Source organism: Corynebacterium sp. CCM 9203 (genome assembly GCF_041357675.1).
Taxonomy (GTDB): domain Bacteria; phylum Actinomycetota; class Actinomycetes; order Mycobacteriales; family Mycobacteriaceae; genus Corynebacterium.
The window spans coordinates 1-25980 of sequence record NZ_JAUERY010000005.1 but is presented as its reverse complement, the minus strand read 5'-3'; the positions used below and the strand labels follow the sequence as shown (position 1 = coordinate 25980).

General features: G+C 58.8%; 23 protein-coding genes and 2 tRNA genes. 7 read left to right on the top strand and 18 right to left on the bottom strand.

What is annotated here, in order from left to right; genetic code table 11:
* Positions 1-162: 162 nt before the first annotated feature.
* Positions 163-1890, bottom strand: a complete 1728-nt coding sequence (gene ctaD / locus QWU44_RS10350) for a cytochrome c oxidase subunit I (protein WP_370915610.1) — start codon at positions 1888-1890, stop codon at positions 163-165.
* 500 nt (positions 1891-2390) lie between these two features.
* Positions 2391-3404, bottom strand: a complete 1014-nt coding sequence (gene nrdF, locus QWU44_RS10345) for a class 1b ribonucleoside-diphosphate reductase subunit beta (RefSeq protein ID WP_370915609.1) — start codon at positions 3402-3404, stop codon at positions 2391-2393.
* A gap of 607 nt (positions 3405-4011) precedes the next feature.
* Between nrdF and QWU44_RS10340 the strand changes: the two genes are divergently transcribed.
* On the top strand, positions 4012-4515 hold the full coding sequence (locus QWU44_RS10340) for a ferritin (RefSeq protein ID WP_370915608.1): 504 nt from the start codon (positions 4012-4014) through the stop codon (positions 4513-4515).
* Between the two features lie 63 nt (positions 4516-4578).
* Here QWU44_RS10340 and QWU44_RS10335 read toward each other — a convergent pair whose 3' ends face one another.
* Both QWU44_RS10335 and QWU44_RS10330 read right to left on the bottom strand, forming a co-directional pair.
* The gene (locus tag QWU44_RS10335; protein ID WP_370915607.1) at positions 4579-5106 is read right to left on the bottom strand and encodes a gluconokinase; all 528 of its coding nucleotides are present in this window, start codon (positions 5104-5106) and stop codon (positions 4579-4581) included.
* Positions 5107-5151: 45 nt separating this feature from the next.
* Positions 5152-6552, bottom strand: coding sequence for a GntP family permease (locus QWU44_RS10330; protein WP_370915606.1), 1401 nt, complete (start codon positions 6550-6552; stop codon positions 5152-5154).
* 346 nt (positions 6553-6898) lie between these two features.
* Here QWU44_RS10330 and QWU44_RS10325 point away from each other — a divergent pair, with 346 nt between their 5' ends.
* Complete coding sequence (locus QWU44_RS10325; protein ID WP_370915605.1) at positions 6899-7618, top strand: FadR/GntR family transcriptional regulator; 720 nt, start codon at positions 6899-6901, stop codon at positions 7616-7618.
* Positions 7619-7721: 103 nt separating this feature from the next.
* On the opposite strand, the gene nrdE is transcribed toward QWU44_RS10325, so the two are convergent.
* The 4 genes from nrdE to ykgO all read right to left on the bottom strand — a co-directional run bounded on the left by nrdE (position 7722) and on the right by ykgO (position 11406).
* Positions 7722-9878, bottom strand: a complete 2157-nt coding sequence (gene nrdE, locus QWU44_RS10320; protein ID WP_370915604.1) for a class 1b ribonucleoside-diphosphate reductase subunit alpha — start codon at positions 9876-9878, stop codon at positions 7722-7724.
* A 69-nt stretch (positions 9879-9947) separates the two neighbouring features.
* Entirely contained in the window at positions 9948-10406 is a 459-nt protein-coding gene (gene nrdI, locus QWU44_RS10315; RefSeq protein ID WP_370915603.1) for a class Ib ribonucleoside-diphosphate reductase assembly flavoprotein NrdI, read from the bottom strand.
* A gap of 204 nt (positions 10407-10610) precedes the next feature.
* Positions 10611-10844, bottom strand: a complete 234-nt coding sequence (gene nrdH / locus QWU44_RS10310; RefSeq protein ID WP_370915602.1) for a glutaredoxin-like protein NrdH — start codon at positions 10842-10844, stop codon at positions 10611-10613.
* A 439-nt stretch (positions 10845-11283) separates the two neighbouring features.
* The gene (gene ykgO, locus QWU44_RS10305; RefSeq protein ID WP_012732041.1) at positions 11284-11406 is read right to left on the bottom strand and encodes a type B 50S ribosomal protein L36; all 123 of its coding nucleotides are present in this window, start codon (positions 11404-11406) and stop codon (positions 11284-11286) included.
* A 239-nt stretch (positions 11407-11645) separates the two neighbouring features.
* Here ykgO and nadE point away from each other — a divergent pair, with 239 nt between their 5' ends.
* On the top strand, positions 11646-12488 hold the full coding sequence (gene nadE, locus QWU44_RS10300; protein ID WP_370915601.1) for an ammonia-dependent NAD(+) synthetase: 843 nt from the start codon (positions 11646-11648) through the stop codon (positions 12486-12488).
* Positions 12489-12498: 10 nt separating this feature from the next.
* On the opposite strand, the gene QWU44_RS10295 is transcribed toward nadE, so the two are convergent.
* The 4 genes from QWU44_RS10295 to QWU44_RS10280 all read right to left on the bottom strand — a co-directional run bounded on the left by QWU44_RS10295 (position 12499) and on the right by QWU44_RS10280 (position 16308).
* Positions 12499-13290, bottom strand: coding sequence for a fructosamine kinase family protein (locus QWU44_RS10295; protein WP_370915600.1), 792 nt, complete (start codon positions 13288-13290; stop codon positions 12499-12501).
* Positions 13271-13693 (bottom strand): pyridoxamine 5'-phosphate oxidase family protein, encoded by a 423-nt coding sequence (locus tag QWU44_RS10290; protein WP_370915599.1) that lies wholly within the window; start codon positions 13691-13693, stop codon positions 13271-13273. The genes QWU44_RS10295 and QWU44_RS10290 overlap by 20 nt, the downstream gene beginning before the upstream one ends.
* A 154-nt stretch (positions 13694-13847) precedes the next feature.
* Positions 13848-14837 carry an MDR family oxidoreductase gene (locus QWU44_RS10285; RefSeq protein ID WP_370915598.1) on the bottom strand — a complete coding sequence of 330 codons (990 nt, stop codon included), beginning with the start codon at positions 14835-14837 and terminating at the stop codon, positions 13848-13850.
* 37 nt (positions 14838-14874) lie between these two features.
* The gene (locus QWU44_RS10280; RefSeq protein ID WP_370915597.1) at positions 14875-16308 is read right to left on the bottom strand and encodes an MFS transporter; all 1434 of its coding nucleotides are present in this window, start codon (positions 16306-16308) and stop codon (positions 14875-14877) included.
* Positions 16309-16460: 152 nt separating this feature from the next.
* Between QWU44_RS10280 and QWU44_RS10275 the strand changes: the two genes are divergently transcribed.
* A complete protein-coding gene (locus tag QWU44_RS10275) occupies positions 16461-17120 on the top strand; it encodes a TetR/AcrR family transcriptional regulator (protein WP_370915596.1) in 660 nt (219 codons plus the stop codon).
* A 91-nt stretch (positions 17121-17211) separates the two neighbouring features.
* On the opposite strand, the gene QWU44_RS10270 is transcribed toward QWU44_RS10275, so the two are convergent.
* The 5 genes from QWU44_RS10270 to pgm form a co-directional block, all read right to left on the bottom strand.
* Positions 17212-17284 (bottom strand) — tRNA-Ala (locus QWU44_RS10270).
* A 77-nt stretch (positions 17285-17361) separates the two neighbouring features.
* Positions 17362-17434 (bottom strand) — tRNA-Ala (locus tag QWU44_RS10265).
* A 130-nt stretch (positions 17435-17564) separates the two neighbouring features.
* A complete protein-coding gene (locus QWU44_RS10260) occupies positions 17565-18260 on the bottom strand; it encodes a DsbA family protein (protein WP_370915595.1) in 696 nt (231 codons plus the stop codon).
* Between the two features lie 154 nt (positions 18261-18414).
* The gene (locus QWU44_RS10255) at positions 18415-18858 is read right to left on the bottom strand and encodes a DoxX family protein (protein ID WP_370915726.1); all 444 of its coding nucleotides are present in this window, start codon (positions 18856-18858) and stop codon (positions 18415-18417) included.
* 240 nt (positions 18859-19098) lie between these two features.
* The gene (gene pgm, locus QWU44_RS10250) at positions 19099-20757 is read right to left on the bottom strand and encodes a phosphoglucomutase (alpha-D-glucose-1,6-bisphosphate-dependent) (protein WP_370915594.1); all 1659 of its coding nucleotides are present in this window, start codon (positions 20755-20757) and stop codon (positions 19099-19101) included.
* A gap of 258 nt (positions 20758-21015) precedes the next feature.
* Between pgm and QWU44_RS10245 the strand changes: the two genes are divergently transcribed.
* The 3 genes from QWU44_RS10245 (at position 21016) to QWU44_RS10235 (ending at position 23815) form a co-directional block, all read left to right on the top strand.
* Positions 21016-22434 carry an alanine/glycine:cation symporter family protein gene (locus QWU44_RS10245; protein WP_370915593.1) on the top strand — a complete coding sequence of 473 codons (1419 nt, stop codon included), beginning with the start codon at positions 21016-21018 and terminating at the stop codon, positions 22432-22434.
* Between the two features lie 683 nt (positions 22435-23117).
* Positions 23118-23471 carry a fluoride efflux transporter family protein gene (locus QWU44_RS10240; protein WP_370915592.1) on the top strand — a complete coding sequence of 118 codons (354 nt, stop codon included), beginning with the start codon at positions 23118-23120 and terminating at the stop codon, positions 23469-23471.
* A complete protein-coding gene (locus tag QWU44_RS10235) occupies positions 23468-23815 on the top strand; it encodes a CrcB family protein (RefSeq protein WP_370915591.1) in 348 nt (115 codons plus the stop codon). Before QWU44_RS10240 ends, QWU44_RS10235 begins: the two co-directional genes overlap by 4 nt.
* 190 nt (positions 23816-24005) lie before the next feature.
* Here QWU44_RS10235 and QWU44_RS10230 read toward each other — a convergent pair whose 3' ends face one another.
* On the bottom strand, positions 24006-24674 hold the full coding sequence (locus QWU44_RS10230) for a replication initiation protein (RefSeq protein WP_370915590.1): 669 nt from the start codon (positions 24672-24674) through the stop codon (positions 24006-24008).
* Between the last annotated feature and the right edge of the window lie 1306 nt (positions 24675-25980).

The following is a 25980-nucleotide window of genomic DNA, read 5'->3' as shown; positions in this document are numbered from 1 at the left end:
AGTTGATTGTCTGACTCACGATGCCATTGTTCCATGTCATCGCCCCCGGGACAGACATCACCCCCACAGAAACCATAGTTCCTGTGGGGGTGATGGTGCGTATGTCATTCGGTGATCAGACCCATGTGTGGTCCAGCCTGACCGCGTCGTACCGGGTGCAACTTACCTGTTCTTCTCCAATACCGGGGAGTCACCCGCCGGGCGACCGACGTGTGCCTCGGCACGCATGCGCTCAACCATGTGCGGGTAGTGCAGCTCGAATGCCGGTCGCTCCGAGCGGATCCGCGGCAAAGAGGTGAAATTGTGGCGCGGCGGTGGGCAGCTTGTAGCCCATTCAAGGGAATTACCGTAGCCCCACGGATCATCGACCGTGACGATTTCACCGTAACGCCAGGACTTGAACACGTTCCAGATGAATGGGATAACGGAGAGCCCCAGGATGTAGGCGAAGACCGTGGAGATCTGGTTGTAGATGGTGAAGCCGTCGCTCTCCAGGTAGTCGGCATACCGGCGCGGCATGCCCATGTTACCGACCCAGTGCTGGATGAGGAAGGTGCCGTGGAAACCGATGAACGTCAGCCAGAAGTGGATCTTTCCGAGCCGCTCGTTGAGCATCCGGCCCGTCATCTTCGGGAACCAGAAATACACACCGGCATAGGACGCGAACACGATCGTGCCGAACAGTGTGTAGTGGAAGTGCGCGACGACGAAGTAGGTGTCGGAGATGTGGAAGTCCAACGGCGGGGAGGCCAGCATGATGCCCGTCAAACCACCGAAGAGGAAGGTCACGAGGAAGCCGAAAGCGAAGATCATCGGTGTCTCCCAGGTGATGTGACCTCGCCACATCGTTCCCAGCCAGTTGAAGAACTTCACACCGGTGGGCACCGAAATCAGGAACGTCATAAACGAGAAGAACGGAAGTAGAACCGCTCCAGTGACGAACATGTGGTGCGCCCAGACCGCCATGGACAGGGCCGCGATGGACAGCGTCGCGAAGACGAGGCCGGCGTAACCGAAAACGGGCTTCCGGGAGAACACCGGGACAACCTCTGAGACAATTCCGAAGAACGGCAACGCCAGGACGTACACCTCCGGGTGACCGAAGAACCAGAACAGGTGCTGCCAGAGGATCGCGCCACCGTTGGCGGGATCGTAGATGTGTCCACCGAGCTTACGATCATAGAGCACGCCCAGCGCAGCAGCGGTCAGCATCGGGAAGATCATCAACGCCAGGATCGAGGTGACGAAGATCGTCCAAGTGAACACCGGAAGACGGAACATCGTCATACCCGGCGCCCGGAGACACAGGATCGTGGTGATCATGTTGACGGCCGACAGAATCGTCCCGATACCACCGGCGCCGACACCGACGATCCACATGTCCGCACCGATACCGGGCGAATGCGCGGCGTCAGAAAGCGGGGAGTACATGGTCCACCCAAAGTCAGCGGCGCCGCCCGGTGTGGCGAATCCAGAGAGCATGATGATGCCACCACCGGTGGTCAGCCAGAAACCGAAGGAGTTGAGTCGCGGGAACGCGACGTCAGGTGCACCGATCTGGAGGGGCATGACGAAGTTGGCGAAACCCCAGACAACAGGAGTTCCGTAGAGCAGCAGCATCACCGTGCCGTGCATGGTGAAAAGTTGGTTGAACTGCTCATTGGAGAAGATCTGCATTCCGGGATAGAAGAGCTCGGTCCGGATCAACAGGGCCATGAAGCCACCGAGGAAGAAGAAGCAGAAGGACATCATGATGTACATGACGCCAAGAAGCTTGTGATCCGTGGTGGTGAGCATCAACCAGGCGAGACTGCCCTTTCGACCGGTTCCCTTCGGAGCCGGTCGTGCTGGAGCGACATGTTGGTCGCTCCGTTTCTGTACAGCGGTCATTTGGTTCCTCCTGACTACGCAGTAGCCCCGACCAGCCAGGACTACCCATGTTTCACGCTCACTTGATCGTAAAGGATCGGGACTGGTGGTTCCAGCCGGAAGCAGCCCCGACAAACCAGTACAGAGCAGTTTTATCCCGGTTTCCCCCAGGGGAGTCACCGTTGACGCCGGTTGCCCCTGCACGCACTCCAAACACTCCAACAACACTGTGACATCGAACACCTTTGGGACTCATGTGATAAGTCTGCGTTTTCGAGATCAAAACACCACTTTTTCACCCCCGCTTGGGTTAGAGCTAAAGGTGTAGACGGTAAGACGCGGGCAATTCCCCTCGACCTAAATGAGCGTGACCCGACACCCGACAGGACCTCACGACTCCCGTCACATAGACATGTGTAGGCCCGTCCTATCCCCGATATCAACACCTCGGAGATGGGACGGGCCTACACCCAGGCACTACAAAAGACGACGGTGCCTCACGAACCGTCCGGCCGGCCGATCTAGAAATCCCAGTCGTCGTCCTCCGTGGACTCTGCCTTACCTATGACATAAGAGGAGCCCGACCCCGAGAAGAAGTCATGGTTCTCATCGGCCCCCGGGGACAGCGCCGAAAGGATGGAGGGCGACACCCGGCATTCATCCGTCGGGAAGAGTGCTTCATATCCGAGGTTGTTGAGCGCTTTGTTCGCGTTGTACCGGAGGAACCGCTTGACATCCTCGGTCCATCCAAGATCATCGTAGAGATCCTCGGTGTAGCCGATCTCGTTGTCATAGAGATCGTAGAGGAGATCGAAGGTGTACTCCTTCAGCTCATCCCGACCCGCCTGATCAAGCTGCTCGAGCCCCTTCTGATACTTGTACCCGATGTAGTAGCCATGAACCGCTTCATCACGGATGATCAGGCGGATGACGTCAGCGGTGTTCGTGAGCTTCGCGCGACTGGACCAGTACATCGGCAGATAGAACCCGGAGTAAAAAAGAAAGGACTCAAGCAGCGTCGAGGCAACCTTCCTTTTCAGGGGATTCTCCCCCTCGTAATAGGAGAGAATGATCCGCGCCTTCTTCTGCAGCGCCTCGTTCTCCTCCGACCAACGGAAAGCATCGTTGATCTCCTGCGTGGAGGCCAACGTCATGAAGATCGATGAGTAGCTCTTGGCATGCACCGATTCCATGAATGCGATGTTCGTGTACACCGCCTCCTCGTGCGGAGTGAGCGCATCCGGAATCAGAGAGACAGCGCCAACGGTCCCCTGGATGGTATCCAGCATGGTCAGACCCGTGAAGACCCTCATGGTGGCCTGTTGCTCAAGGGCATTGAGGGTATTCCAGCTCTTGATGTCATTCGACAGGGGCACTTTTTCGGGCAACCAGAAGTTGCCCACCAGGCGATCCCAGACCTCAAGATCTTTGTCATCCGGAATCGTGTTCCAGTTGATTGCGGCGATCGGGCACGGACGAGCCTCGGGATGCTTCTCGCGGTGCGCCGGGGTGGAGGGGGGACAATCCTGGGCCATGTACGTTCCTTTACTTACTGACAGATATGCATTCTGTACCGTCGCAGCGCGGAAATTCCGGCCCCGGAATCACCTGAGTTTCTCCGGCGACGGCTCCGTCCGGGGACTGGACGGGGGACGGCCACTAATCGGGCCACTGCTCGACCATACCGCCCGATGGGCGGTACTGCAGCGGCCGACTCCGCTAGGTACACCCCGTTCCCCGGAAAGGCGCCCAGACACCCCGACCCGGCCAATTTGCACGCCATATTTTTATGATTTCCCTCACAAAGGGTGCCCTGACCTGCAGATTTACCGCATCCCCCCTACTCCACTACCCGCCTCGGCGGATATCGCGAATAGAATCACCGCAACCATCACACCTGCCAATTCACCCCCCTCCCCAGGCGGCCCCGAACACCCCGTTCACGCTGGTCGTTTACACGAGAGGTAAAGTGATGAATCTCTCGGCCCTCTTCCCCCGAGATGGGGCTGCACCGCGACCCAAGGATGTCAAAACCAGCCCTCAAAACCCCCCTTTAAACTAAGCCAAACCATACCAAAAACACTAGTTAAGCTGGGCTTTACTTACATGCAGAGCCTACGGAAGTGCCTTACCATGAGAAACATGAAAATCAATTCGAAACTTGAAGCCGAAATCAACAAGCAGGTCACCGCTGAACTCGAAGCCGCAATGACCTACCTGCAGTTGTCGTACCTCCTCGACAGCCTCGGACTGACCGGCATGCGCGACTGGATGAAAGCCCAGTCCGAGGAAGAACTGGTCCATGCACAGCGTTTCGCCGACCACATGCTCGACCGCGACTGCGTTCCCAGCATCGGTGTCATCAGTGCACCAGATCTCAAGATCGACTCAGCCGCTGACGCCTTCGAGGCGGCACTGAAGCACGAACAGAAGATCTCCGGGATGATTCGGGATCTCACCCGTCTCGCCGCTGAAGAGGGCGATCTGGATTCCCGCCCACTGCTCGATTCCTTCCTCGCGGAACAGATCGAGGAAGAGTCCACCTGCAAGGAGATCCTCGACCGGCTCCGTCTCGCCGGTAACGACGGCTCCGGTGTCCTGCGCATCGACTCCGAGCTGGGGCAGCGTAACAGCGACACCCTCTGATTCCCCAACTCCAAATGGGCGGTCCGGTTCCCGATCACATGGTCGGGAACCGGACCGCCCATTTCATCGTCGTCGGCAGGCTGGGCTCCGCCCGGTCGCACAGCAGATCGTCGCAACAACCTCATCCAACGATCCACTGTTGTCAACGGTGAATCCGACTTCCCCGGGCATGAGCGGCTCCAGAATCTCCAACTGAGAATCCAGTAGCGACGGTGACATAAAATGACCTTTTCTGCACTCGATTCGGGTTCGGGTGAGGGCGGGGTCCGCAGTGAGGTGCACGAAGCACAGCGTCCCCCGGGCCTCCAAGAGAATTCTTCGGTAGCTCCGGCGTAGCGCGGAGCATGCGACGACGGTTCCCACCCCGCTACCGGAATGGACATTCATCCAGTCACGAACCGCCCGCAACCAGGGCAGCCGATCCTCATCACAGAGCGGTATACCGGACGCCATCTTCCACACGTTTTCCACGGGATGAAGATCATCCGCATCAATAATCTCGAGACCGCACTTCTCCGCGTAGGCTCGGGCGACGGTGGTTTTCCCACATCCTGATACACCCATCACCACGACGTGATCCGGTGGCCTCATCCGGGGTATCCCCGGTCCGGGTACCGCTCTCAACACGACAGCCTCCTACCCGACGGCTCCGCCGACCACATACACCGCAACCGCGAAAACGAACCCGGTAACCGCTATCAGCGTCTGGTTCACGGTCCAGGTCCGAAGCGTCGTCGCAGGGTCCATCCCCATGAGCCTACCCACCAGCCAGAAGCCCGAATCATTCACGTGGGACGCCGCAACGGACCCTGCAGCAGTCGCCAATACAATCGCCGACAGTTGCACAGCCCCCAGATCAGCGGCAGTGACGGCCGGGGCCATGAGTGCCGCAGCGGTGGTCAACGCGACAGTAGCTGACCCCTGGGCTATCCGCAGGATCACCGCAGTCAGAAACACCGCGAGCATCAACGGAACGCCAAGGCCCCCCAGGGTCTCCGCGAGAGCTTCACCGATACCCGTCGCCCGGAGAACGCCGCCGAACATACCTCCAGCCCCTGTTATGAGAATGACAGTGGCGACAGGCCCCAGCGCCCCGTCAAAGGCACGTTCAACCACCTCGCGCCCCATCCCTAATCGACTCCCCAGGAATACGGCAGCCACCAGAGTCGTGATCAGTAACGCCACCGGTGTCGCTCCGAGAAATTTGAGAACCTGCACCCATCCCTCATCAGGATCAACCCACCCCTCGGTTGCTGCCATGGCAAGTCCGGTGTTACCGAAGATAAGTAGAAGTGGCAGTATGAGAACGGCCAGAACCGTAGCAGTTCCCGCAGTCCGTTCGGGCATCTCGGAGTCCGCGACCACTGGGCCGCCCGCCAACAGGTCAGGTACCGCAAGCGGGAACCGATGTCCGCAGTAAAGGCCCCATCGATAACCCGAGAAATACCAGACGGGGCAAACCAAAAGAAGGCCAATGGCCAAGACCATCCCGAGGTCCGCGCCGTACAGCTCAGCAGCCACGATCGGCCCAGGATGAGGTGGTAAAAAGACGTGCATGACGCTGAAAGCACCGGCTGCCGGAATTCCGTAGCGGAGAACCGGTTCACCTAGACGCCGGGCGATCGCGAACACGACTGGCAGCATGACCATCAGACCAGCATCAAAGAAAATCGGAAATCCCACGATTAGTGAGCTGACACCGAGTGCCAACGGAGCACGATCCTCACCGAATGCCCTGGTCATCGATTCCGCAAGGTTCCGGGCACCCCCAGAAAGCTCGACGAGGCGCCCCAGCATCGCACCGATCCCGACGAGGAGAGCAACACTGGCGAGTGTCCCGCCGAAGCCATCCATCATTGCGGGAAGTACCTCTCCAACCGGTAGACCCGCCGCAAGTGCCGTCCCCGCCGACACGAGAACAAGCACCAGGAAGGCGTGCATCTTTAGCCGGATCACCAGAAAGAGGATCGTCGCGATCGCAGCCACCGCAATACCTAGCAGAGGGCCCGCTCCCAGCGTCTGGTGCCACATATCCATCAGCATTCTCCATCCATTGTTTTTATGATCCATTAAGCATTATCAGAGAACTTGTGGGAGACCCCCAACACCCCCTCAAATTTCGCGAGCGAAACAGAAAACCACATATTAAATATGACCATTATAAATTTTTCCCCCTTTTGGGGCTACGTCTTGGTAGCGCGACCTGCGAAAGTGGAAAACGGTCGCCGTTTCCGAACAACATGGGGTGGGACGAGACCTGTATAAACCTGTGAAACAGTTATGCTAAATAAATGCTACTGAAACCGGAGACATTTAGCTCCCGGCCTACAGTGCCATCAAAACCCGGACAACCACTTTCTACGGAAACAGAGAAAATCCAAATATGAGTGCACGCACCACTACCCATCCCCCGTTGCTTGACAGCGTCCTTGACAAACTAGGTTCCGAAATTGTCAGTGGAGAACTCGCCCCGGGTGAGACGTTCACCCTGCACGACATCTGCGAGCGCTTCACCATCTCACGGACGGTTGCTCGTGAGACGATGCGTGCCCTGGAACACCTTCACCTGGTTTCCTCCTCCAGGCGCATCGGCCTCACTGTCCAGCCCTCTTCTGCGTGGAAGGTGTTCGACAGCAAGCTCATTCGCTGGCGTCTGGAGTGCCCCACTGAGCGAAGTAACCAGTTAGCTTCCCTCACCGAGTTGCGGGAAGCCGTAGAACCAATCGCCGCACGCTCAATGGCACTGTCCGGAACCCCTACTGAGCGGGCCCGTCTCCGCGAACTCGCTGCCACGCTCAGAAGACTCGGCCATGAGGGACGGGGAGCGACAACAGAGTTCCTCAACGCCGACATCGAGTTCCACACCCTGCTGCTCACGGCTTCCCGCAATGAGATGTTCGCCGCCCTGTCACCGACCGTTGCAGCAGTACTCGCAGGCCGGACCGACCTTGGCCTTCAGCCAGAGTACCCGACGGATGAGGCGATGAATGTTCACGAGGCACTCGCAGACGCCATCCTCCGTAGCGATCCCGCTGAGGCTGAACGCCAGGCGCGCGCACTCGTTTCCGAGGTTGGCGCAGCCCTGGCCGTACAGCAGTCCTAGAAAATACGAACACCGAAGAAGGGGCACCCCACCGGGATGTGTACTCCAGTGAGTGCCCCTTCTTCGTTCGCCCGGCTTCTCCGGGCGTCTCTCATTTTCGGATTCAGAGCATGCAGCTCACGCACCCCTCGACCTCAGTGCCGACGAGTGCTGTCTGGCGGAGTCTGATGTAGTAGATCGTCTTGATCCCCTTGCGCCAGGCGTAGATCTGTGCGCGGTTGATCTCGCGTGTCGTGGCCGTGTCTTTGAAGAACAAGGTCAATGACAATCCCTGATCGACGTAACGGGTGGCCACTGCGTAGGTATCGATGATCTTTTCATAACCGATCTCGTATGCATCCGCGTAATATTCCAGATTCTCATTCGTCATGTACGGTGCTGGATAGTACACACGGCCAATCTTCCCTTCCTTTCGAATCTCGATGCGGGAGGCGATCGGGTGGATCGATGACGTGGAATTGTTGATGTAGGAGATTGATCCGGTCGGCGGGACCGCCTGCAGATAGCGGTTGAATATTCCGTGTTCGGCGATGTCAGCCTTCAGTTGTGCCCATTCCTCCGCCGTCGGTGTGTGAATCGACGATGCCGCGAAAAGTTCTTTGACCCGATCCGTTTTCGGCTCAAACTCCACCGGATCATATCGATCGAAGAAGCTGCCGTCAGCGTAGTCGGAGTCACTGAATCCCTCGAATGTCTCGCCCCGCTCCCTGGCGATCAGCATCGAGGCACGCAAGCACTCGTACATCACGGCGGCAAAGTAGGCGTTGGTGAAATCCAGCCCCTCTTCCGAACCGTAGTGGATACGTTCGCGTCCGAAGTAGCCGTGCAGGTTCATCTGCCCGAGGCCAATGGCATGGGCGGCCTCGTTGCCTTTGCGTATCGATGGCACGGAGTCAATGGAGGTCTGCTCACTGACGGCCGTCAGACCCCGGATCGCGGTCTGGATCGTACCCGAGAAATCCGGGGAATCCATCGCCTTGGCGATGTTCATAGAGCCGAGGTTGCAGGAGATATCCTCGCCAACGTGGGAGTAGGTGAGGTCATCGTTGTACGTGGAGGCCGTGGACACCTGGAGGATCTCAGAACACAGGTTGGAGAGGGTGATCCGACCATCGATCGGGTTCGCCCGGTTCACGGTGTCCTCGAACATGATGTACGGGTAACCGGACTCGAACTGAATCTCTGCCAGGGTCTGGAAGAAGGACCGGGCGTTGATCTTGGTCTTACGGATGCGCGGATCCTCCACCATCTCAGCGTAGTGCTCTGTGACAGAAACGTCGGCGAAGGGTTTTCCGTAGACACGTTCGACATCGTAGGGCGAAAACAGGTACATGTCGTCGTTGTTCTTCGCGAGTTTGAACGTGATGTCGGGGATCACGACTCCGAGAGAGAGAGTTTTGATGCGGATCTTCTCATCGGCGTTCTCTCGCTTTGTATCCAGGAACTTCAGGATATCGGGATGGTGGGCGTTCAGGTAGACGGCACCCGCACCCTGCCGGGCGCCCAACTGGTTGGCGTAGGAGAAAGAATCCTCGAGGAGCTTCATCACGGGGATGACGCCGGAGGACTGGTTCTGGATCTTCTTGATCGGCGCTCCAGCTTCACGGAGATTCGACAGTAACAGAGCGACACCACCGCCGCGCTTCGACAGTTGGAGCGCAGAGTTGATAGCGCGCCCGATGGACTCCATATTGTCCTCGATACGCAGCAGGAAGCAGCTCACCGGCTCACCCCGCTGCGCTTTTCCACAGTTGAGGAAGGTGGGTGTAGCTGGCTGGAAACGGCCCGTCATGATCTCTTCAACGAGATGCTCGGCCAGCTCCTTGTCTCCTGCGGCGAGCGTCAACGCGACCATGCACACGCGGTCCTCGTAGCGTTCCAGGTAGCGGCTGCCATCGAAGGTCTTGAGGGTGTAGGAAGTGTAGTACTTGTAGGCACCGAGGAAGGTCTGGAACCTGAACTTGTGGGCGTAAGCCTGTTTGAAGAGGGACTTGATGAAGTCAAAATCGTACTGTTTGACGACCTCGGGATCGTAGTAGTCATTCTCAAGCAGGTAGCGGAACTTCTCCTCAAGGTCATGGAAGAACACGGTGTTCAGGTTCACATGCTGGAGGAAGTACTGGTTAGCCGCCTCGCGGTCCTTATCGAACTGGATCTGCCCCTCGTCATCATAGAGGTTCAGTAGCGCGTTGAGCGCATGGTAATCGAGCTTGTCTGACTTCTGGACTGGCTCTGGAACGGTTTTTCCGATCTCTGACATGTCTCTCCTGATTTCGCCGCTTCCACGGCGATTGGGTGGGTGGGTGATAAAGCGAAAAGTATATGGGTGTTATCCGGCCGGAGCCGTGTGCGCAGCCCTGGCATCCGTCAGCAAACCCAGTTTCGCACCGTGCTCCACTAGGCCGTGACGCAGGGTGGCAACATCTTCAGGCGTGCCCATGAGCTCGAAGCGATAGACGAAGGGGACGCCGCATTTAGCGGAGATGACGTCTCCAGCACGGGCGTAGTCGACACCGAAGTTGGTGTTTCCACTGGCGACGACCGCACGAATCAGACTGCGGTTGTGTGGGTTGTTGAGAAAGCGGACAACCTGGGACGGAACCGGCCGTGATTCATGTCCGGCAACAGAGGCTCCACCGCCATAGGTGGGGCAGATGAGAACGTAAGGTTCGTCGACGACCACCGGGGGATCAGCACGGCGCAGCGGGATACGGACGCTCGGGAGATCCAGATGGCCGACGAACCGGTGGGTGTTCTCGGTAACGGATGAGAAGTAGACGACGAGCATCGTCCGTGGTCACTTCCTTTCCGGTGCTGGTGACTGGTGAGATTCGACGGAACAGGCGAAGCCACCGTCGCCACGGTCCGAGCTTTCTTTCCGGTTGTCCATCAGTTTTGGGTGAGGACACAGCGAAGGCCGCGCGGCGGGACGGTTGCCACCACCCTCCGCACGGCCCTGTTTCACTCACATTCCGCGATGACCGCCCTGAATCTAGGCGACCTGTGCCGCCAGTCCACGGATACGCTCCGGACGGAAACCCGACCAGTGTTCACCATCCACCTCGACGACCGGGGCCTGCAGGTACCCGAGAGCCATCACGTAATCGCGGGCTTCATCGTCAAGGCTGATGTCGACAAGCTCATAGTCGAGGCCCGCGCGATCCAACGCCTTCTTGGTCGCGTTGCACTGCATGCATGCGGGCTTACTGTAAACGGTGATGGCCATGAGTGAGACTTCCTTGTGTATTCGAAGCTTATGCGTCTGCGTCCGAGCGGTGATGCAAGCTGCCGTTGGGCGACTGTCCAGGTCTCCGCCGAGGGCCGATCAGATGAACGTCGGCTCAACCGGTGACAGGTAGGAACACTATACTTTGTGGTCAATCGAATCAAGTTACACAACATATAGTAGTTACGGCCATTAAACTCCCAGCAAACCCCCGCTCGGCGGCACAATATCTGCCCTTGCCGCCCGCCATGAAATTACACGCATGTTGCCCCGACTCGAACCATCCAGACATTTCCCCAGTTCACCCCGGAACAAACTCACTAATGTTACAAAAACGTTATAATTCAAGGCCTTCCCCGGAGGGACGATACAAAAAAGAGCCGGGCGGATGAAAGAGTTTCCTCCCTCATCCGCCCGGCTCTTTCCGGGACACGGCCAATTAACCCTGACGAGCCTTGAAACGCGGGTCCTTCTTGTTGATCACGAACACCTTGCCGTGACGACGCACGACCTGGGCGCCCGGCTTGTTTTTCAGCGACCGAAGTGACTTACGGACCTTCATCGGGCGCTCCTTTCTCTCATGCGCGTGGACCGGCGACCGCCGGTTTGTCTGCTTCCCTGACCGGTTCCAGTCCCCGACACCGGTTGTGTACGCTACCTGGTGACATATCGGGACGGCCTTGTCATGACACGAGGACTAATACTATCGGAAGGTATCCTGCGGAACAAACCACCTCCGCCAAGCTCCGCCCATCGACAGTCGGACGCGGGTGTCCGGTCCGCTCACTAGACTGGTCGACCATGACCCCCGAACAGCAGCTCACCCGCGAAAACATCATCGCTTCCCTGCATACGAAACCGGAGATCGATCCGGCTACGGAAGTGGAGGAACGAATCACCTTCCTCGCAGACTACCTGCGCAAAACGGGATCGTCCGGCTACGTTCTCGGAATCTCGGGTGGCCAGGATTCGACTCTCGCCGGCCGCCTGGCTCAACTTGCGGTGGAACGATTGAGAGATTCGGGCACCGAGGCAGCGTTCCACGCCGTGCGCCTCCCCTACGGTGTTCAGTTGGACGAGGACGATGCGCAGGTGGCCCTCGACTTCATCCGTCCCGACCACACTCTGACGGTGAACATACGGGAGATCGCCGACGCCGTCGACACCGCAGTGTCTGCGGCCCTCCGAATCACCGCTCTAGGGGACTTCAACAAAGGTAACGCGAAGGCACGCGCGCGAATGCTCGCGCAATACGCCATCGCGGGAGAAAAAGGGGCTTTGGTGATCGGAACCGACCATGCCGCAGAAAACGTCACCGGCTTCTTCACCAAGTTCGGCGACGGCGCCGCTGACGTCCTTCCCCTGTTCGGGCTCTCGAAGCGTCAGGGTGCTGCTCTCCTGGCCGAACTCGGGGCACCCAGCTCGACGTGGACGAAGGTCCCCACAGCAGATCTCGAGGATGACCGCCCCGCGCTTCCTGATGAGGAGGCGCTGGGGATCACCTACCGGCAGATCGACGACTACATCGAGAACACAACCGTCGATGTCCCCGACGCCGCAGTACAACGATTGGAGCACCTGTGGCGAATCGGCCTGCACAAACGCGCCCTCCCGGTCACTCCCCATGATGACTGGTGGCGCTGATCAAGTCCGGTCACGAACTTTCCCCGAGCAAGCGGAGGACATTACCCGCAGTCCGATGGAGTTCCCGCCCGTATGTAGATCCGTGGGTCAGGGCATGGACCGCGAGTGGGTGGAGCTGGTGGATCGGAGTTGAGACCATGAAATCCGGGGATGCCCCGGATTCCTCGACGTAACCCCGACGGATCTCCCCGAGATGAGGTGCACCGAACAGGGCGAGCATGGCGAGATCGGTTTCCGGGTTGCCTCCGTGCGCGGCCGGATCAATGAACACCGGCCCCGTCGTTCCGAAGAGCAGGTTCCCCGCCCACAGATCACCGTGAACCCGTGCAGGAACAAGATCCCAGCGGTGCCCTCGGAGCGCAGCGCAGGCACGTTCCACGAGATCAACCGTTTCCGTGGTGACGGTTCCCCGTCCATGGGCCTCACGGACGAACGGAAGTACCCGCTGCTCCGTGTAAAATTCCGCCCAATCATCCGTCGGATCACAGCGTTGGGGAATGGAGCCGATGTAGTTCGTGCCGCTCCACGGGTGCCCATCCGGCGCAGGTGGGCACCCGAATGCCTCTGCCCCGGAGGCATGTATCCGGGCCAGTTCACGGCCCGCATGATAAGCGGCTTCCGGGGTCGGCCGAACCACTTCGACCATTTCAGTGGTTATCGACGCACCATCGACATCCAACACGTCGACCACACAGGAACTTCCCTCACGCAGCCACCGGAGTCCGGCAGCTTCCGCTCGGGCAGCATCCGGTGAGTACGTCCGTTTGATGAATCCCACCTGGTCAGTAGCGCTCAGGTTCATCGCCGAGCACGAACTCACGCCCGTTCAACTCTCGTGGCGTGATGCAGACATAGTTGTACTTCAGGGTCGGCAGCCAGGGCTTGAGCGGCAAGGTGTCTGCGTGCTGGATCGCAGCACTGGATTTCAGCAGCTCCGCCTCCCCCTTGACCACAACCGACCACGCACGCCCATCCACGACCTCGTCGGCTTCGAAGAGCACGTCGTGGTTGAGTTCGATCGTGAACAGTTTGGATCCCTCAGCGGTACGGAAGTAGATCCGCCCCTCATCCGTCACGAAATTGACAGGGAAGATGTCCATGTCGTCGGAACGCCGCACGACAACACGGCCGAGTCGAACACGCTCTAGACGTTCGATGCACTCCTCACCGTTGAGAACCTTGATGATGTCATCGTTATTTTCCATGACTCCATTGTTGCACCGAAATGATCTGCAGGTGTGCCCGGACCCTGTGACAGGCACCCCAGCTAGGGGCTAGGTAGCAGACTCCACTGTCCGAGACAGCCCGACCCCGCCGACACGTGGGCGCAACCACTACGCCCGAACGGGGAACCGGGATTCAGACTCCGACATCGAGCACCATACGGCCCGCGAGCCGTCCACCCAACAAATCCTCACCCGCCTGCACGACACCGGAAAGAGGAACGAGGGTGGTGATCCGATCAAGGGCATCAAGGTTCAGATGGGTCGAAAGCAGATTCCATGCCTGCCTCCTGAGCGCTATCGGTGCATCGACCGAATTAATACCGAGGAGTTTCACCGAACGCAGGATAAAGGGCATGACATTCCCCGGCAGGTCCGGCCCTTGGGCGAGACCGCAGGCAGTCACCGCACCACCCCATTTCACCTGCGCGAGAGCATTGACCAGGGTATGCGAGCCCACCGAATCGATTGCTCCGGCGTAGCGCTCCGACTGCAGCGGCCTGCCGACGCCCGCCAACCCGTCTCTGTCGATAACCGTGACGGCACCCAGTTCCCGCAGCATCTCCCCATGTTCATTCGCCCGCCCAGTTGCCGCGACAACTTCGAAACCGAGGCTGGTGAGCAGCAGGATCGCCGTACTACCCACGCCTCCTGTCGCTCCGGTGACCAATACCGGCCCGTCATCCGGAGTGACGCCCGCCCCGCTGAGCGCACAGACGGAGAGTGCGGCGGTGAACCCGGCGGTTCCGACAGCCGCCGCCCGAACTGTACTGATCCTCTCCGGAATATGCACGGTCGACGCCGAATCGATCCGTAGTCTGAGGGTGTACCCACCAGCCCGTGTCTCCCCCAGCCCGGCGCCGTTGAGAACAACGCGGTCCCCCGGGGAAAAACGGGCGGAGCCACTGTCGACGACGGTTCCGCAGGCGTCAATCCCCGGAATCAGCGGCCAGGTCCTGACAACACCCTTCGTCCCCCGGAGCGCGAGTGCATCCTTGTAGTTCAGGCTGGAGTACTCGACGTCAATGAGCAAGTCACCTTCGCCGTACACCGTGTTGTCTCCCGCGATGACACGGTGAATGACACTGTCGGAATCCGTGGGACGTTCAACGATGATGGTGGTCATTCCCCAAGTCTAGGCATCGCGCACCCGACGGGTATCCTCACGCAGTCATCTTCTCACGATCCGGACGAATCAGGCTCCACGCCACAACAGCACCAAGCAAAGCCATCACAAAAATGACGATGTAGAGCCTTCCGGTGGCTGCACCGAGTGCCTCCAACTGACTGGTATACGGCCCCTCCGCCAGAACTCCGGTAAACACCGTGCCGAGAACCACCGTGCCCACTGATGCACCGATCGGGAAGAAACTGTTGATCAGTCCCGTGGCCATACCAACCTGCTGAATCGGCACCGAGCTTGTCGCAACATTCATCAGTGGGGTATTCACCAGTGCGTTACCTGCGCCCCAGACCATCGTCGCCGGAATCAGCCACAACGGATCATGCAGTGCGGTCAACTGCCACACGAACACCACAGCGGCCACAGCGATCAACACACCACCAACCGCGAGCACACTGTTCACGGGATACCTGCCCTGTAGTTTTCCTGCGCCGATGGATCCAGCCATGGCACAGGCACCAAGCGGAAAGAAGAGCAGCCCCGTTTGCAGTGGCGAGTAGCCATGTCCCTCCTGAAGATAGAGCATGAAGTAAACCATGGCACCACCGGTGATGAATCGGTTGATCACCGCGATCAACGAGATCCCGAGGAAAGAGGGGCGGGTGAGCAGACGAAGATCGAGTACCGGAGCGGAGCAGCGAAGTTCACGGGCTGCAAACAACGCCAGCAGAACAACCGAGGACCCGAGCAGGGTGAGCACCGTGTTATGCAGCCAGCCATCTTCCTGAGCACGGGTGACACCGTAGTTCAGTGCGAGGAGAGCACCCGCGAGAAGTACAGCCCCGGTGAAGTCAAAGGGCCGGGAATCCCGCTGCCGGTCATGGTCCATCGGCAGATATCTGACCGCGATGACGACCGTGAGCACACCCAGCGGAAGATTGATCAGGAACATGGAACGCCAACTAAATGCATCGACGAGCAGGCCTCCGATCACCGGTGAGAGCACTGCAGAGATTCCTACCGCACCGCTCCAGATCGCGATAGCCATCGTTCTACGTTCACCGTCGAAGCACCGTGCCATGAGCGGCATCGCATTGGCAAACATCACTGAGGCGGAGATGCCCTGGGCTGCCCGGAACCCGATGAGTGCACTCATCGAAGGTGCGAGACCACAGGCGGCGGATGCGACGGTGAACGCAACGATCCCGGTCATGAACATCCGCTTGCTGCCAAGCCGATCACTCAGTGCCCCCGCCGGTTGAATCAAGGCACCGAACGCCAGCGAATAGGCAACGATGATCCACTGCATCCGGCTGAGAGTCGCGTCCGTCAGCTCTTCCGCGATGGCCGGTAGCCCGACCGCAACGATCATCATGTCCGCAACCATGAGCGAGGACGCCAGAACAACTACTGTGAGGGTCCATCTCTCAGGTGCGGTGTACCGAACTTTCACCGCTTTTCGCTGCTGCGTCATATCCACTCCTAGTTTTCCCCGGTGCGCCCGATGGCACCGACAAGCGTAAGGGTAGGGTATGCCTAACCTATTTGCAATAGCTAGTGTGTAATACGTAATTCCCGGCATCCGAGGGTAGAATCGGAGACATACGTTCCACAGTCAGGAGCTCCATGTTCACCAGAGGCCCCGGCCGACCCGCGAAGATCAACCGCGTCGACATCGAACGGGCCGTCCTCACTCTGGGGTTCACTGACGCAAGCACAACGGCGATCGCCCGCCATCTCGGAGTTGATCAATCATCCCTCTACCGGCACATCGGCTCCCGGCGCGAACTTCTCCGCGGAGCAGTGGACCGAGCCATCGCAGAGAACACCTCAGATTTCTCCCACTCCACGTGGCGAAACTACCTAACCGGACTCGCTGAACGCGAGTGGTCTTTCCTCGCCGAACATCGGGGAATCGCCGGAGTCCTCCAGGATCTCGAGGCAACCCCACCCTCCGGCATCATCAGACTCCTGGAGGAATCGGTTCAGGTTCTACACAAAACCTACGACTGGCCCATCCCCGATGCCCTACTGATTCTTGACACCCTCATGGACATGACGATAGACACCGTCAACCGCACGGAACGTCTACTCGCAAAAGTCGACGCCACCGATCTCGACACTGCGGCCGGCGATCTTCTCCGGCACTCAGAACTCTCCACAGATATCACGGGCACACTCAGCGACATCATTGAAACCGGTCTGGACCAGTGGTGGCGTCGAAAGGTGGAGCTACTTCTCGACGGTGCCGAACGGCTGGCCCCTCATCACGGTGGCACCGACTGACCTCAGCCACAGATATCGTGCAGTGTGGAAACACAGAGAAAGAAGAGCACTCCGTTTCATCGCGGAGTGCTCTTCTTTCATTCATGAGAAGTGGAGCTAAGGGGACTCGAACCCCTGACCCCCACACTGCCAGTGTGGTGCGCTACCAGCTGCGCCATAGCCCCTGATATGAACTTGATGTGCCCGGGGTCGAAACCTGCGGGCGGTGCACCGGAGTGATTTTTAATCTTCCGGTTCACAGTGGAGCTAAGGGGACTCGAACCCCTGACCCCCACACTGCCAGTGTGGTGCGCTACCAGCTGCGCCATAGCCCCTTGTTTGCGACTCCCCCAATCTACACGGTAGAACCCTCTGCGAACAAATCACCTGTTCCCCGCACAACACAATGATGGTGGAGTCCCATCCGCCCACGGACGTGACTCCACCATCGAGTGAGACCGGGAATTAGCCGGTAACCGTGGCCACCCAGTTCTCCAGCGGGACATCCTCGCCGTCACGAATGATGCGCGGGGAGGAAACACGGCCCGTCTGCGCCTTCAATTTCTCGGCGTTCTCAGCGGCGATCTCATCGAATCGTTCCTGCTCTGCGCCGGAACGGATCTTTGCAACGGTTTCTTCATTCGCCCCGACCTTGAGTGCCGCATCCGCAAAATTGTTATAGTCCCACTTGCCGAAGATCTTCGCCTGCTCGTCCATCAGCAGCGTCCGGAAATTCCAGTAGACCTCTGCGTCACCACTCTCTGCGACGGTCAGTGCGGCGGTGCCCGCCAGCGTAGAGTGTTTGCCGTCACCGGCAGAAACGAAGCTCAGCGGGTGGATGTTGACAATCAACTCACCGTCAGTGATCGCCTGTTTCATGTCACCGTCCGTCGCTTCAGCCAGTTCCGCACAGTGCGGGCATGAATAGTCCTCATAGAGATCAACGGTCGGAGTGTCGGATCCCGCCGAGTCCGAGGCGAGGGCGATGTACCCGTCCTCGTGATTCACGGTGAAGGCGACTGGTTCGATTTCTACCGGCTCTTCCTGATTACCCGAGATGACGATGTAACCGATCACGAGCACTGCCACACCCAGTACAGCCAGCAGTGCCCAAAGGAAACCATGCCCCTTTTCATTCGGGGACTTGATCTTGGTGCTCACGTTCTTTTAAACCTCTACGGTTGAAGTGGATATTCGGTCCGGGTATTACTGCGACCAGCACAGCGCCCGATCGGGCGAGCCCCAGCCGTCACGAACGTGGGGTGCCCCGCGAGGAGGCCGGTGGCACTCCCCGATCTAGCAGCCTAGTCCCCGTTCAGCCGTGGAGTGCGAATCGTTTGAAAGGCCAGCGAAGAACGACCCAGGACAGAACCAGGAACACGACATCCCGGAGAATCTCCGAAAGATAATTCCACCAGGTCACCTCAGCATTTGCGCCGCCTCCGCCAAAGCACCCACAGTCGATGGACAGACCGCGGGACCATGCCCAGCCAATGCCTCCGATGAATACAAGGAGGAGCACCCCGGAAATGAAGGCACTAAAACGAAGGAAAAGACCGATGAGGATGAGCACACCGAGAATCAACTCACCGATCGGCAGGACTATTGCTATAAGGTCCGCGGTATCGTCACTGAACAGTTCGTAAGCTCGAACAGCCTGTTTGGTGGATACAGGCTCCGTGATCTTCTGCCACCCGCTGTAGAGCCACACCACGGCGAGAGCGAGCCGGGCCAAGGCAGAAACAACATCAAGGACCACCGATCGGCTGTCGTACCTCGCCGGGACAAACTCAGGCTTCGCGGCCTCGACATGTGCCGCAGGATTCATCGACATATTCTTCATATTTTTGGTCACAATCGCTAACCCTAGCGCAGATCATGCATCTCGCGTCGATTCATCTTTCCCCGGAAGGCCATCGACAGCGGGGCCGCGGCAGGATCGAGACGACCCCAATCCGACAGCCCCGCCGCAGATCAGCTCCGACAGCCCCGCCGCAGATCAGCCTCCCAGCACCTCCGAAACCAGTTCCTGTGCCTGTGCCTGAACCTCACTCAGGTGTTCCTCTCCCAGGAAGGACTCCGCGTAGATCTTGTACTTGTCCTCGGTTCCGGAGGGACGCGCCGCGAACCAGGCAGATTTCGTCGTAACCTTCAGTCCGCCGATCGCTGCGCCATTTCCGGGTGCTTCCGTAAGTTTCGCGGTGATCGCTTCACCAGCCAATTCCGTGGCTGTGACATCAGCCGGCGACAGTTTCTTGAGCACCGCCTTCTGCTGCCGGTTCGCCGGGGCATCCGTCCGCGCGTAAACCGGACTACCGAACTTCTGCTCCAGCTCCGCATATCGCTCCGACGGGGTCTTCCCCGTCGCTGCGGTGATTTCACTCGCCAGCAGATCAAGGATGATCCCGTCTTTGTCAGTGGACCACACGGATCCATCCCGCCGCAGGAAGGAAGCACCCGCAGACTCCTCACCACCGAAACCGATGGTGCCGTCAATGAGACCCGGTACGAACCACTTGAACCCGACGGGAACCTCGACGAGTGTGCGTCCGAGTTCAGCGACGACCCGATCAACCATCGATGAGGACACCAGGGTTTTACCGACATTGATGCGCTGATCCCAGTTGTGCCGACGCCGGAAGAGATAATCGATGGCCACTGCGAGATAGTGGTTCGGGTTCATCAGCCCCGCATCCGGGGTGACGATGCCGTGCCGATCCGCATCCGCGTCATTTCCGGTCGCGAGATCAAAGCTCCCACGGTTCGCCACGAGCGACGCCATGGAATTCGCACTCGAGCAGTCCATCCTGATCTTGCCGTCGGTGTCCAGCGTCATGAACCTCCACGTCGCATCGACCCGAGGATTGACAACGGTCAGGTTCAGTCCGTGAGCATCCGCGATCGCGCCCCAGTAATCCACCGCGGCACCACCCATCGGGTCCGCCCCGATGGTCAGACCCGATTCCCGGATCACCTCCATATCCACCACATTCGGCAGATCGGCGATGTAGGTGTCCATGTAGTTGTGCCTGCTGCAGCGCTTGTCGAGAACACCGGACACCGGGGTACGCAGCACTCCCGCCATGCCTTCCCGAAGCAGATCATTCGCGCGAGCGGCGATCCAGTCGGTGGCGTCAGTGTCCGCTGGTCCACCATTCGGAGGGTTGTACTTGAATCCGCCGTCACGGGGCGGATTGTGCGACGGCGTGATGATGATTCCGTCGGCTCGACGGGGATCTGTTCCCGTCACACCACCATCGAGCCGGGCGTTATGCGCAAGGATCGCGTGCGAGACAGCCGGCGTTGGGGTGTACCGCCCGCGGTCATCGACCAACACCGAGATGTCGTTGGCAAGAAGAACCTCCAGCGCGGAGACCATCGCAGGTTCGGAGAGCGCATGGGGATCGCGACCGATGTAGACGGGACCCCCGATCTTCTCCCGCCTGCGATAGTCGACGATCGCCTGCGTCGTCGCGAGGATGTGGTTTTCATTGAACGCAGTGTCCAGGGATGAACCCCGGTGTCCGGATGTCCCGAAGGCAACCTGCTGGTCAGGGTCCTCCACATCCGGGGTGCGGGTGTAGTACGCGGTGACGACCTCCGCGATGTCGATGAGATCACTGTCAAGGGCGGGTTGGCCTGCGCGGTCGTGTGCCATGTCTGTGGAGGCTCCTTCTTGTTCGACGGGTTGCCGGGCGGATGCATCGGGTACTGCACTGACGACACCCGTCCGCGGACTCACCCCCAATCTTCCCCCGAATTTGTCCGGCGCGCAGGGAATCACCCCCAGGATTCTCGTCTTCACGATATTTCGGAAATAGCCAGGAAAACCCCACGCAAAGCCGGGGGTGACCATGGGGGACGGTAATCAGGGAAAACCTGTGCTAACTAAACAGAACCTGTAATTTTCTACAGTATGTCCACGCTGAATGATCTGCTCGTCACCCTATCCGGCATCATCTGGGGCCCATTCCTCCTCATCCCGTTACTCCTAGGAACCGGACTGTACCTCACTATCCGGCTCCGCGGACTCCAGTTCCGCGCCCTGTTCCTCGGTTTGCGTCACGGTTTTGTCGATGCCAACGACAAAGAGGGAGAGGGTGACATCTCCAATTATCAGGCACTGACAACCGCTCTCGCCGCCACCGTCGGTGTCGGCAACATCGTCGGCGTCGCCACCGCACTCGCGGTCGGTGGACCAGGCGCATTGTTCTGGATGTGGATGACCGGACTCGTCGGTATGGCCTCCAAGTACACAGAGGCCTACCTCGGTGTCCGATTCCGCGTCACTGATTCAAAGGGCAACCAGTCCGGCGGACCACAGTATTACCTGAAGCGTGGTATTAAAGGCCCACTGGGCCGCTGGCTGGCACTGTTCTTCGCGATCCTCACCCCGATCGCGGCACTCGGCATCGGAAACCTGACTCAAGCCAACGCAGTGGCTGCAGGTATGGAAGACACATTCGGTGTGGATCCCTGGATCTCCGGAATCATCATGTTCGTTTGCACGGGAACAGTGCTGCTCGGCGGAATCCGGGCCATCGGCACCATCACATCCGCCTTCGTACCGCTCATGATCATCCTCTACATCGGCGGTTCCCTCGTCGTACTGTTCCGGAACGCCGCAGGTATTCCCGCCGCATTCGGTCTGATCTTCACCGACGCATTCACGGGAACCGCCGCCGTGGGTGGGTTCGCCGGCTCCGCGATCATTCTTGTCCTTCAAATGGGTGTGGCACGAGGCATTTTCTCGAACGAATCCGGTATCGGCACCGGAGCAATCGCGGCAGCCGCGGCAAAGACCTCGCATCCCACTCGCCAGGGACTCGTCTCCATGACCCAGACGTTCATCGACACCATCGTTGTCGTCACCTTCACCGGCCTCACGATCATCACCACCGGAGCATGGGACCTCGGCAAGGAACATGCCAACATCATGACCGCGGAAGCATTCTCCCGGGGACTCCCCGGACAATGGGGCGGGACCATCGTCTCCATGTCCGTCGTGTTCTTCGCTTTCTCCACGATCCTCGGCTGGTACTACTACGGGGAACGCTGCCTGCAGTCGCTCTTCGGAACCCGATCGACCGTCCCCTACAGGATGCTCGCAACCGTCTGCGTGTTCATCGGTGCGATTTCCGAGCTCACCCCGATCTGGACCTTCTCCGACGTTGCCAACGGCCTGATGGCGCTGCCCAACCTCATCGGACTGCTGATACTGTCGGGCCTCGTCGTCAAGGAAACCAACGCCTACCTGAAGTTCGATCCGGACCTCCGCAAGTCCCCCGAAGAATGCCAGGAATTCCTCGTTCGCCAGGAAATGGACTGGAAGTAGCGGGTACGTGAGTACAGCGGAAGCGGCCGCCTAGCCGACACCCGTTCGGCTCAACCGGTTACAGCGTCAAACCGGCGGATGCGGGGTAGTCAATCCGCTGCCTCCGCATCGCCGGAGATCACAGCGCGCCTGCTACACCAAAACACCACTCAACCCCACACGGAGCGCATATCCACCATTCACCGGCCCCACCCCGTTCCTCCGAAGATCACCTTCCGAACGTCTTCACCGCCACCGCCACCACCGGTGGTAATGCCGAGGCGGCCATCATCTTGGCGAGGCAGACGGGCACCACCCGTGGCCTTTCCTCCGACTAATCCGGTCCTCCGACTAATCCGGGCGAGCAGTGGAACTACAGCCACAAGAACTCTTCACAATGTCTATCAGGGGAACCTCTCCATGACGTGAAGATTCATCGACACACTAGACTGGTTCTACTGTGTCGAGCATTATCTGGTAAGTGCCTTCAGACCACGCCCTGCATCTAGCACGGACTCTCGTTCACCATCGCAGTTTTCACCGCCCTCGTGACTGAGCGGACCACTTTTGGATGTCCTCCGACTTCACCAACGGAATATAATCCTCCCGAATATCATCGGAATGATAGTTGTCTCCGACTACGTCGCACGAGGAACCGGGGTAGAGCGCCTCGATGCAGTGAGCCCTGTATAGACTGTATACCCATGATGCCAACCATCCTGGTGGCCACCGGAGCCGCACTCGGCGCCAGCCTCCGGTGGCTGGTCATCGTTGCACTCGGTACGGGCATCTTCCCGCTCATCATCATCAACGCCCTGGGATCCTTCGCGATGGGCTGGTGGAAACCAGGTCCGTTCCTGGGAACCGGAGTACTCGGAGGATTCACCAGCTTCTCGACGTTCGCAGTAATCCTCACCAAAGCGGACCCACCGCTCGCAGCACTCTATCTCGCCGCCACACTCGCTAGCTGTATCGGGGGCTGGCTCCTCGGTGACGCACTCAATCGACGAACATTGAACAATCATGGAAACTTCGTAGCAGAAGAGGGCACCCCATGAGCCTGAATGCCCTGCTACTGGTTGCCGTGGGAGCAGCAGTCGGTGGAACCGGCAGGTACTGGTGTACCCGTCTTTTGCCCCAACTCTGGGGTACTCTGCTGGCAAACACAACCGCGTGCTTCCTCCTCGGCGCCCTCGTTTCCGAGGAGGTCTCGACGATGCATCCCTCCCTGGTTCTGTTGGTCGGCGCCGGTTTCAGTGGCGCGCTATCGACGTGGTCGACATTGTCGAAAGAGATCGGCCAATTGATCAGAAACGGCTCATGGCGCACAGCCGCCATATATAGTACAGCGACAATCCTCTCCGGGATCTGTGCTGTGTTTTTTGGCGGGTGTGTGTTCTAGCCCCTCTTCTTTCATGTCGCCCTGCCCTAGACGGTTGGCCGTTTCCTTTTGTCGGGTTTTAACCGTGGCAATGGATGAGAAAACTGCCATCATCAAAACACCTGATTGGAGAGCGCGTTTTTGGGTGTTGTCTGGGCACAAGCGGGTGTCTCACTACTATGGACGGGTCTTTTCTCCGGGGATGACGGGTCTATCGCCTGCCAGCCCCTCGGGGTCGCCAAAGTGGTGCCGAACTGCACGATACGCCCATGTCCGCGCAGTCTCGAAAATGGCGCAGTTTCGCCCCAGACCGACCGGGTTTTCCGCCTGGTTCGTCGCCAAGATTGGGGCGGTAGAACGCCGATGTCGTCCAGCCATGCAGCAAGCTGGTCAAGCGTACGGAGTTCGTCGGTGATCCAGTGCGCGCGTCCCAGTCCGTGTGAAGCGGGTTTTTCGTCATCAGCCCGGAAGAGGACTTTTCCCCGCCTACGGACCGGCGCAGCCCTTCGCCTACGGACGCGGCATAAGTGATTGCTTTCCGGCTGGCGGACTCGGTGCGGGTGATGGGTTCAGTAAACGCCCAGACGGCGTGTTCCTGGCCGTTTTCGCGGGTTTCAACCAAACTTTCTTGCCCGTCCCACAGTGCTCGTAGAAGCTCGTCCGAGTGTCCAATATCGACCAACAGAAGGTTCGAGATAGCTTCTTGCGGGTTGGATTCGATGTAGCGGTGGCACAGCGCCGTGCCACGCGGCATGCGATAGATGCCCGCAGCGAGTTCATCGGTTGCTAGCAGTCGCTGCGGAAACCAGATCGAGTCGAACTGCTCGAGTGTTGGTGGCGTGGCTCCATGGAAAACACGGTCACTCGAAAATTTCAACATTTGCGTGAACCAAGTCAGATGTTTCCCTGATTCCTGCGGGAACCAGGGGAGAAATAAACCTTCCTGCGACCGCGTAGCGGTATCCTTTTCCGGCGGTTCCCTCCTCCCCCACCCGCACTGCATCAGCAAGCAAAACCCCGGGACGAGCGATTTAGTGCAAGAGGTGTGTTCGGGAGAATCCTGGCGAAACTGGCGCGGGCGATTATCGCAGGTGAGGTAGGGAAATTACGTAGGGTTATGCTCGGTTTTTGGGCGGTTGCTGTCGCGGTTTCTCCCTACGGCTTTTACCGGCTCTTGACCGGGCTGCGGACGTTGACGCGTTGGCAGACATGGTTAAGTCCACACGCCAACCCGGGGTGGGCGTGGGCTGTTCGGTGGCGGACAGTGCAGGCACACACAACTTCGTCTGTGACCTATCTGGATGGTGGGTGAGCTGTAGGCTTGGGGCGTAACCTCATCGAAATTCATAGGTAAGGGGTTCTTAATGATTCAAAAGAATATGCCAACACTTATTTTTGGTAATGTTGTTTTGCAGTCTCACCTTATGGGCACTGATTTGCTTATCTTTTCTGAGGATATGAGGTCTTACTGGACTCATGCTGATCCTCCGGTTTCTCTCAACGTCCCACTCCATGAGCTTCCTAATGCTTATCCGGAGGGAAAATTGGAGAAAATGGTTCAAGCCCTCTTTAGGAAAGTGAAGTCTCAGCTAGATGAGAGCTATTCCGGGGGATATGAAAGAGCGTGTGCTGACCTCTGTGAGTGGATCTTGAGCCCCACGCGGGGGTTATAGATTGCACGGCAAGTGAACTTCCCTTGAGTGTCCGCGACCGATGTGATCTGTGCGCTTAGTGGAAGAAATCCGGTGCCTAAGCATGACACACTGAGTCCATAGCTCGTGGGCTGGCTCCGGTCTTTTCAGCTAGCTCTCGTACACGACCCGCCGTGGCGTGGGTGCGGTCGGTTCGTCAGCTTCACCAAGTTTTCCTTTCGCGATCAACTCGTTTGCATGTTCTAGTCGCCATTTCGGCGGTTTCTCCGGTTTTTTGCCGTGTGCGGATTGGATGTTGATGAAGTTGGCTTCGTGGACGGCTGCGCCGTCACGCCACATGCGCGACTTACTTTAGTGATAATCCACCGGGAAATTGAGCGCGCGATAGCTTCGGCTTCGCTGTTGGGCAGCGCGGGTCGGAAAACTCGGCGTTGAGTTCGTGGACGTGGCGCGCAATCGCCCGCACAGTCTATATCAGACATGTCCGGGTTTGGGGCTTCTGGGGCGAGGTTTGGGTTGTTGCTGGATGCCTCT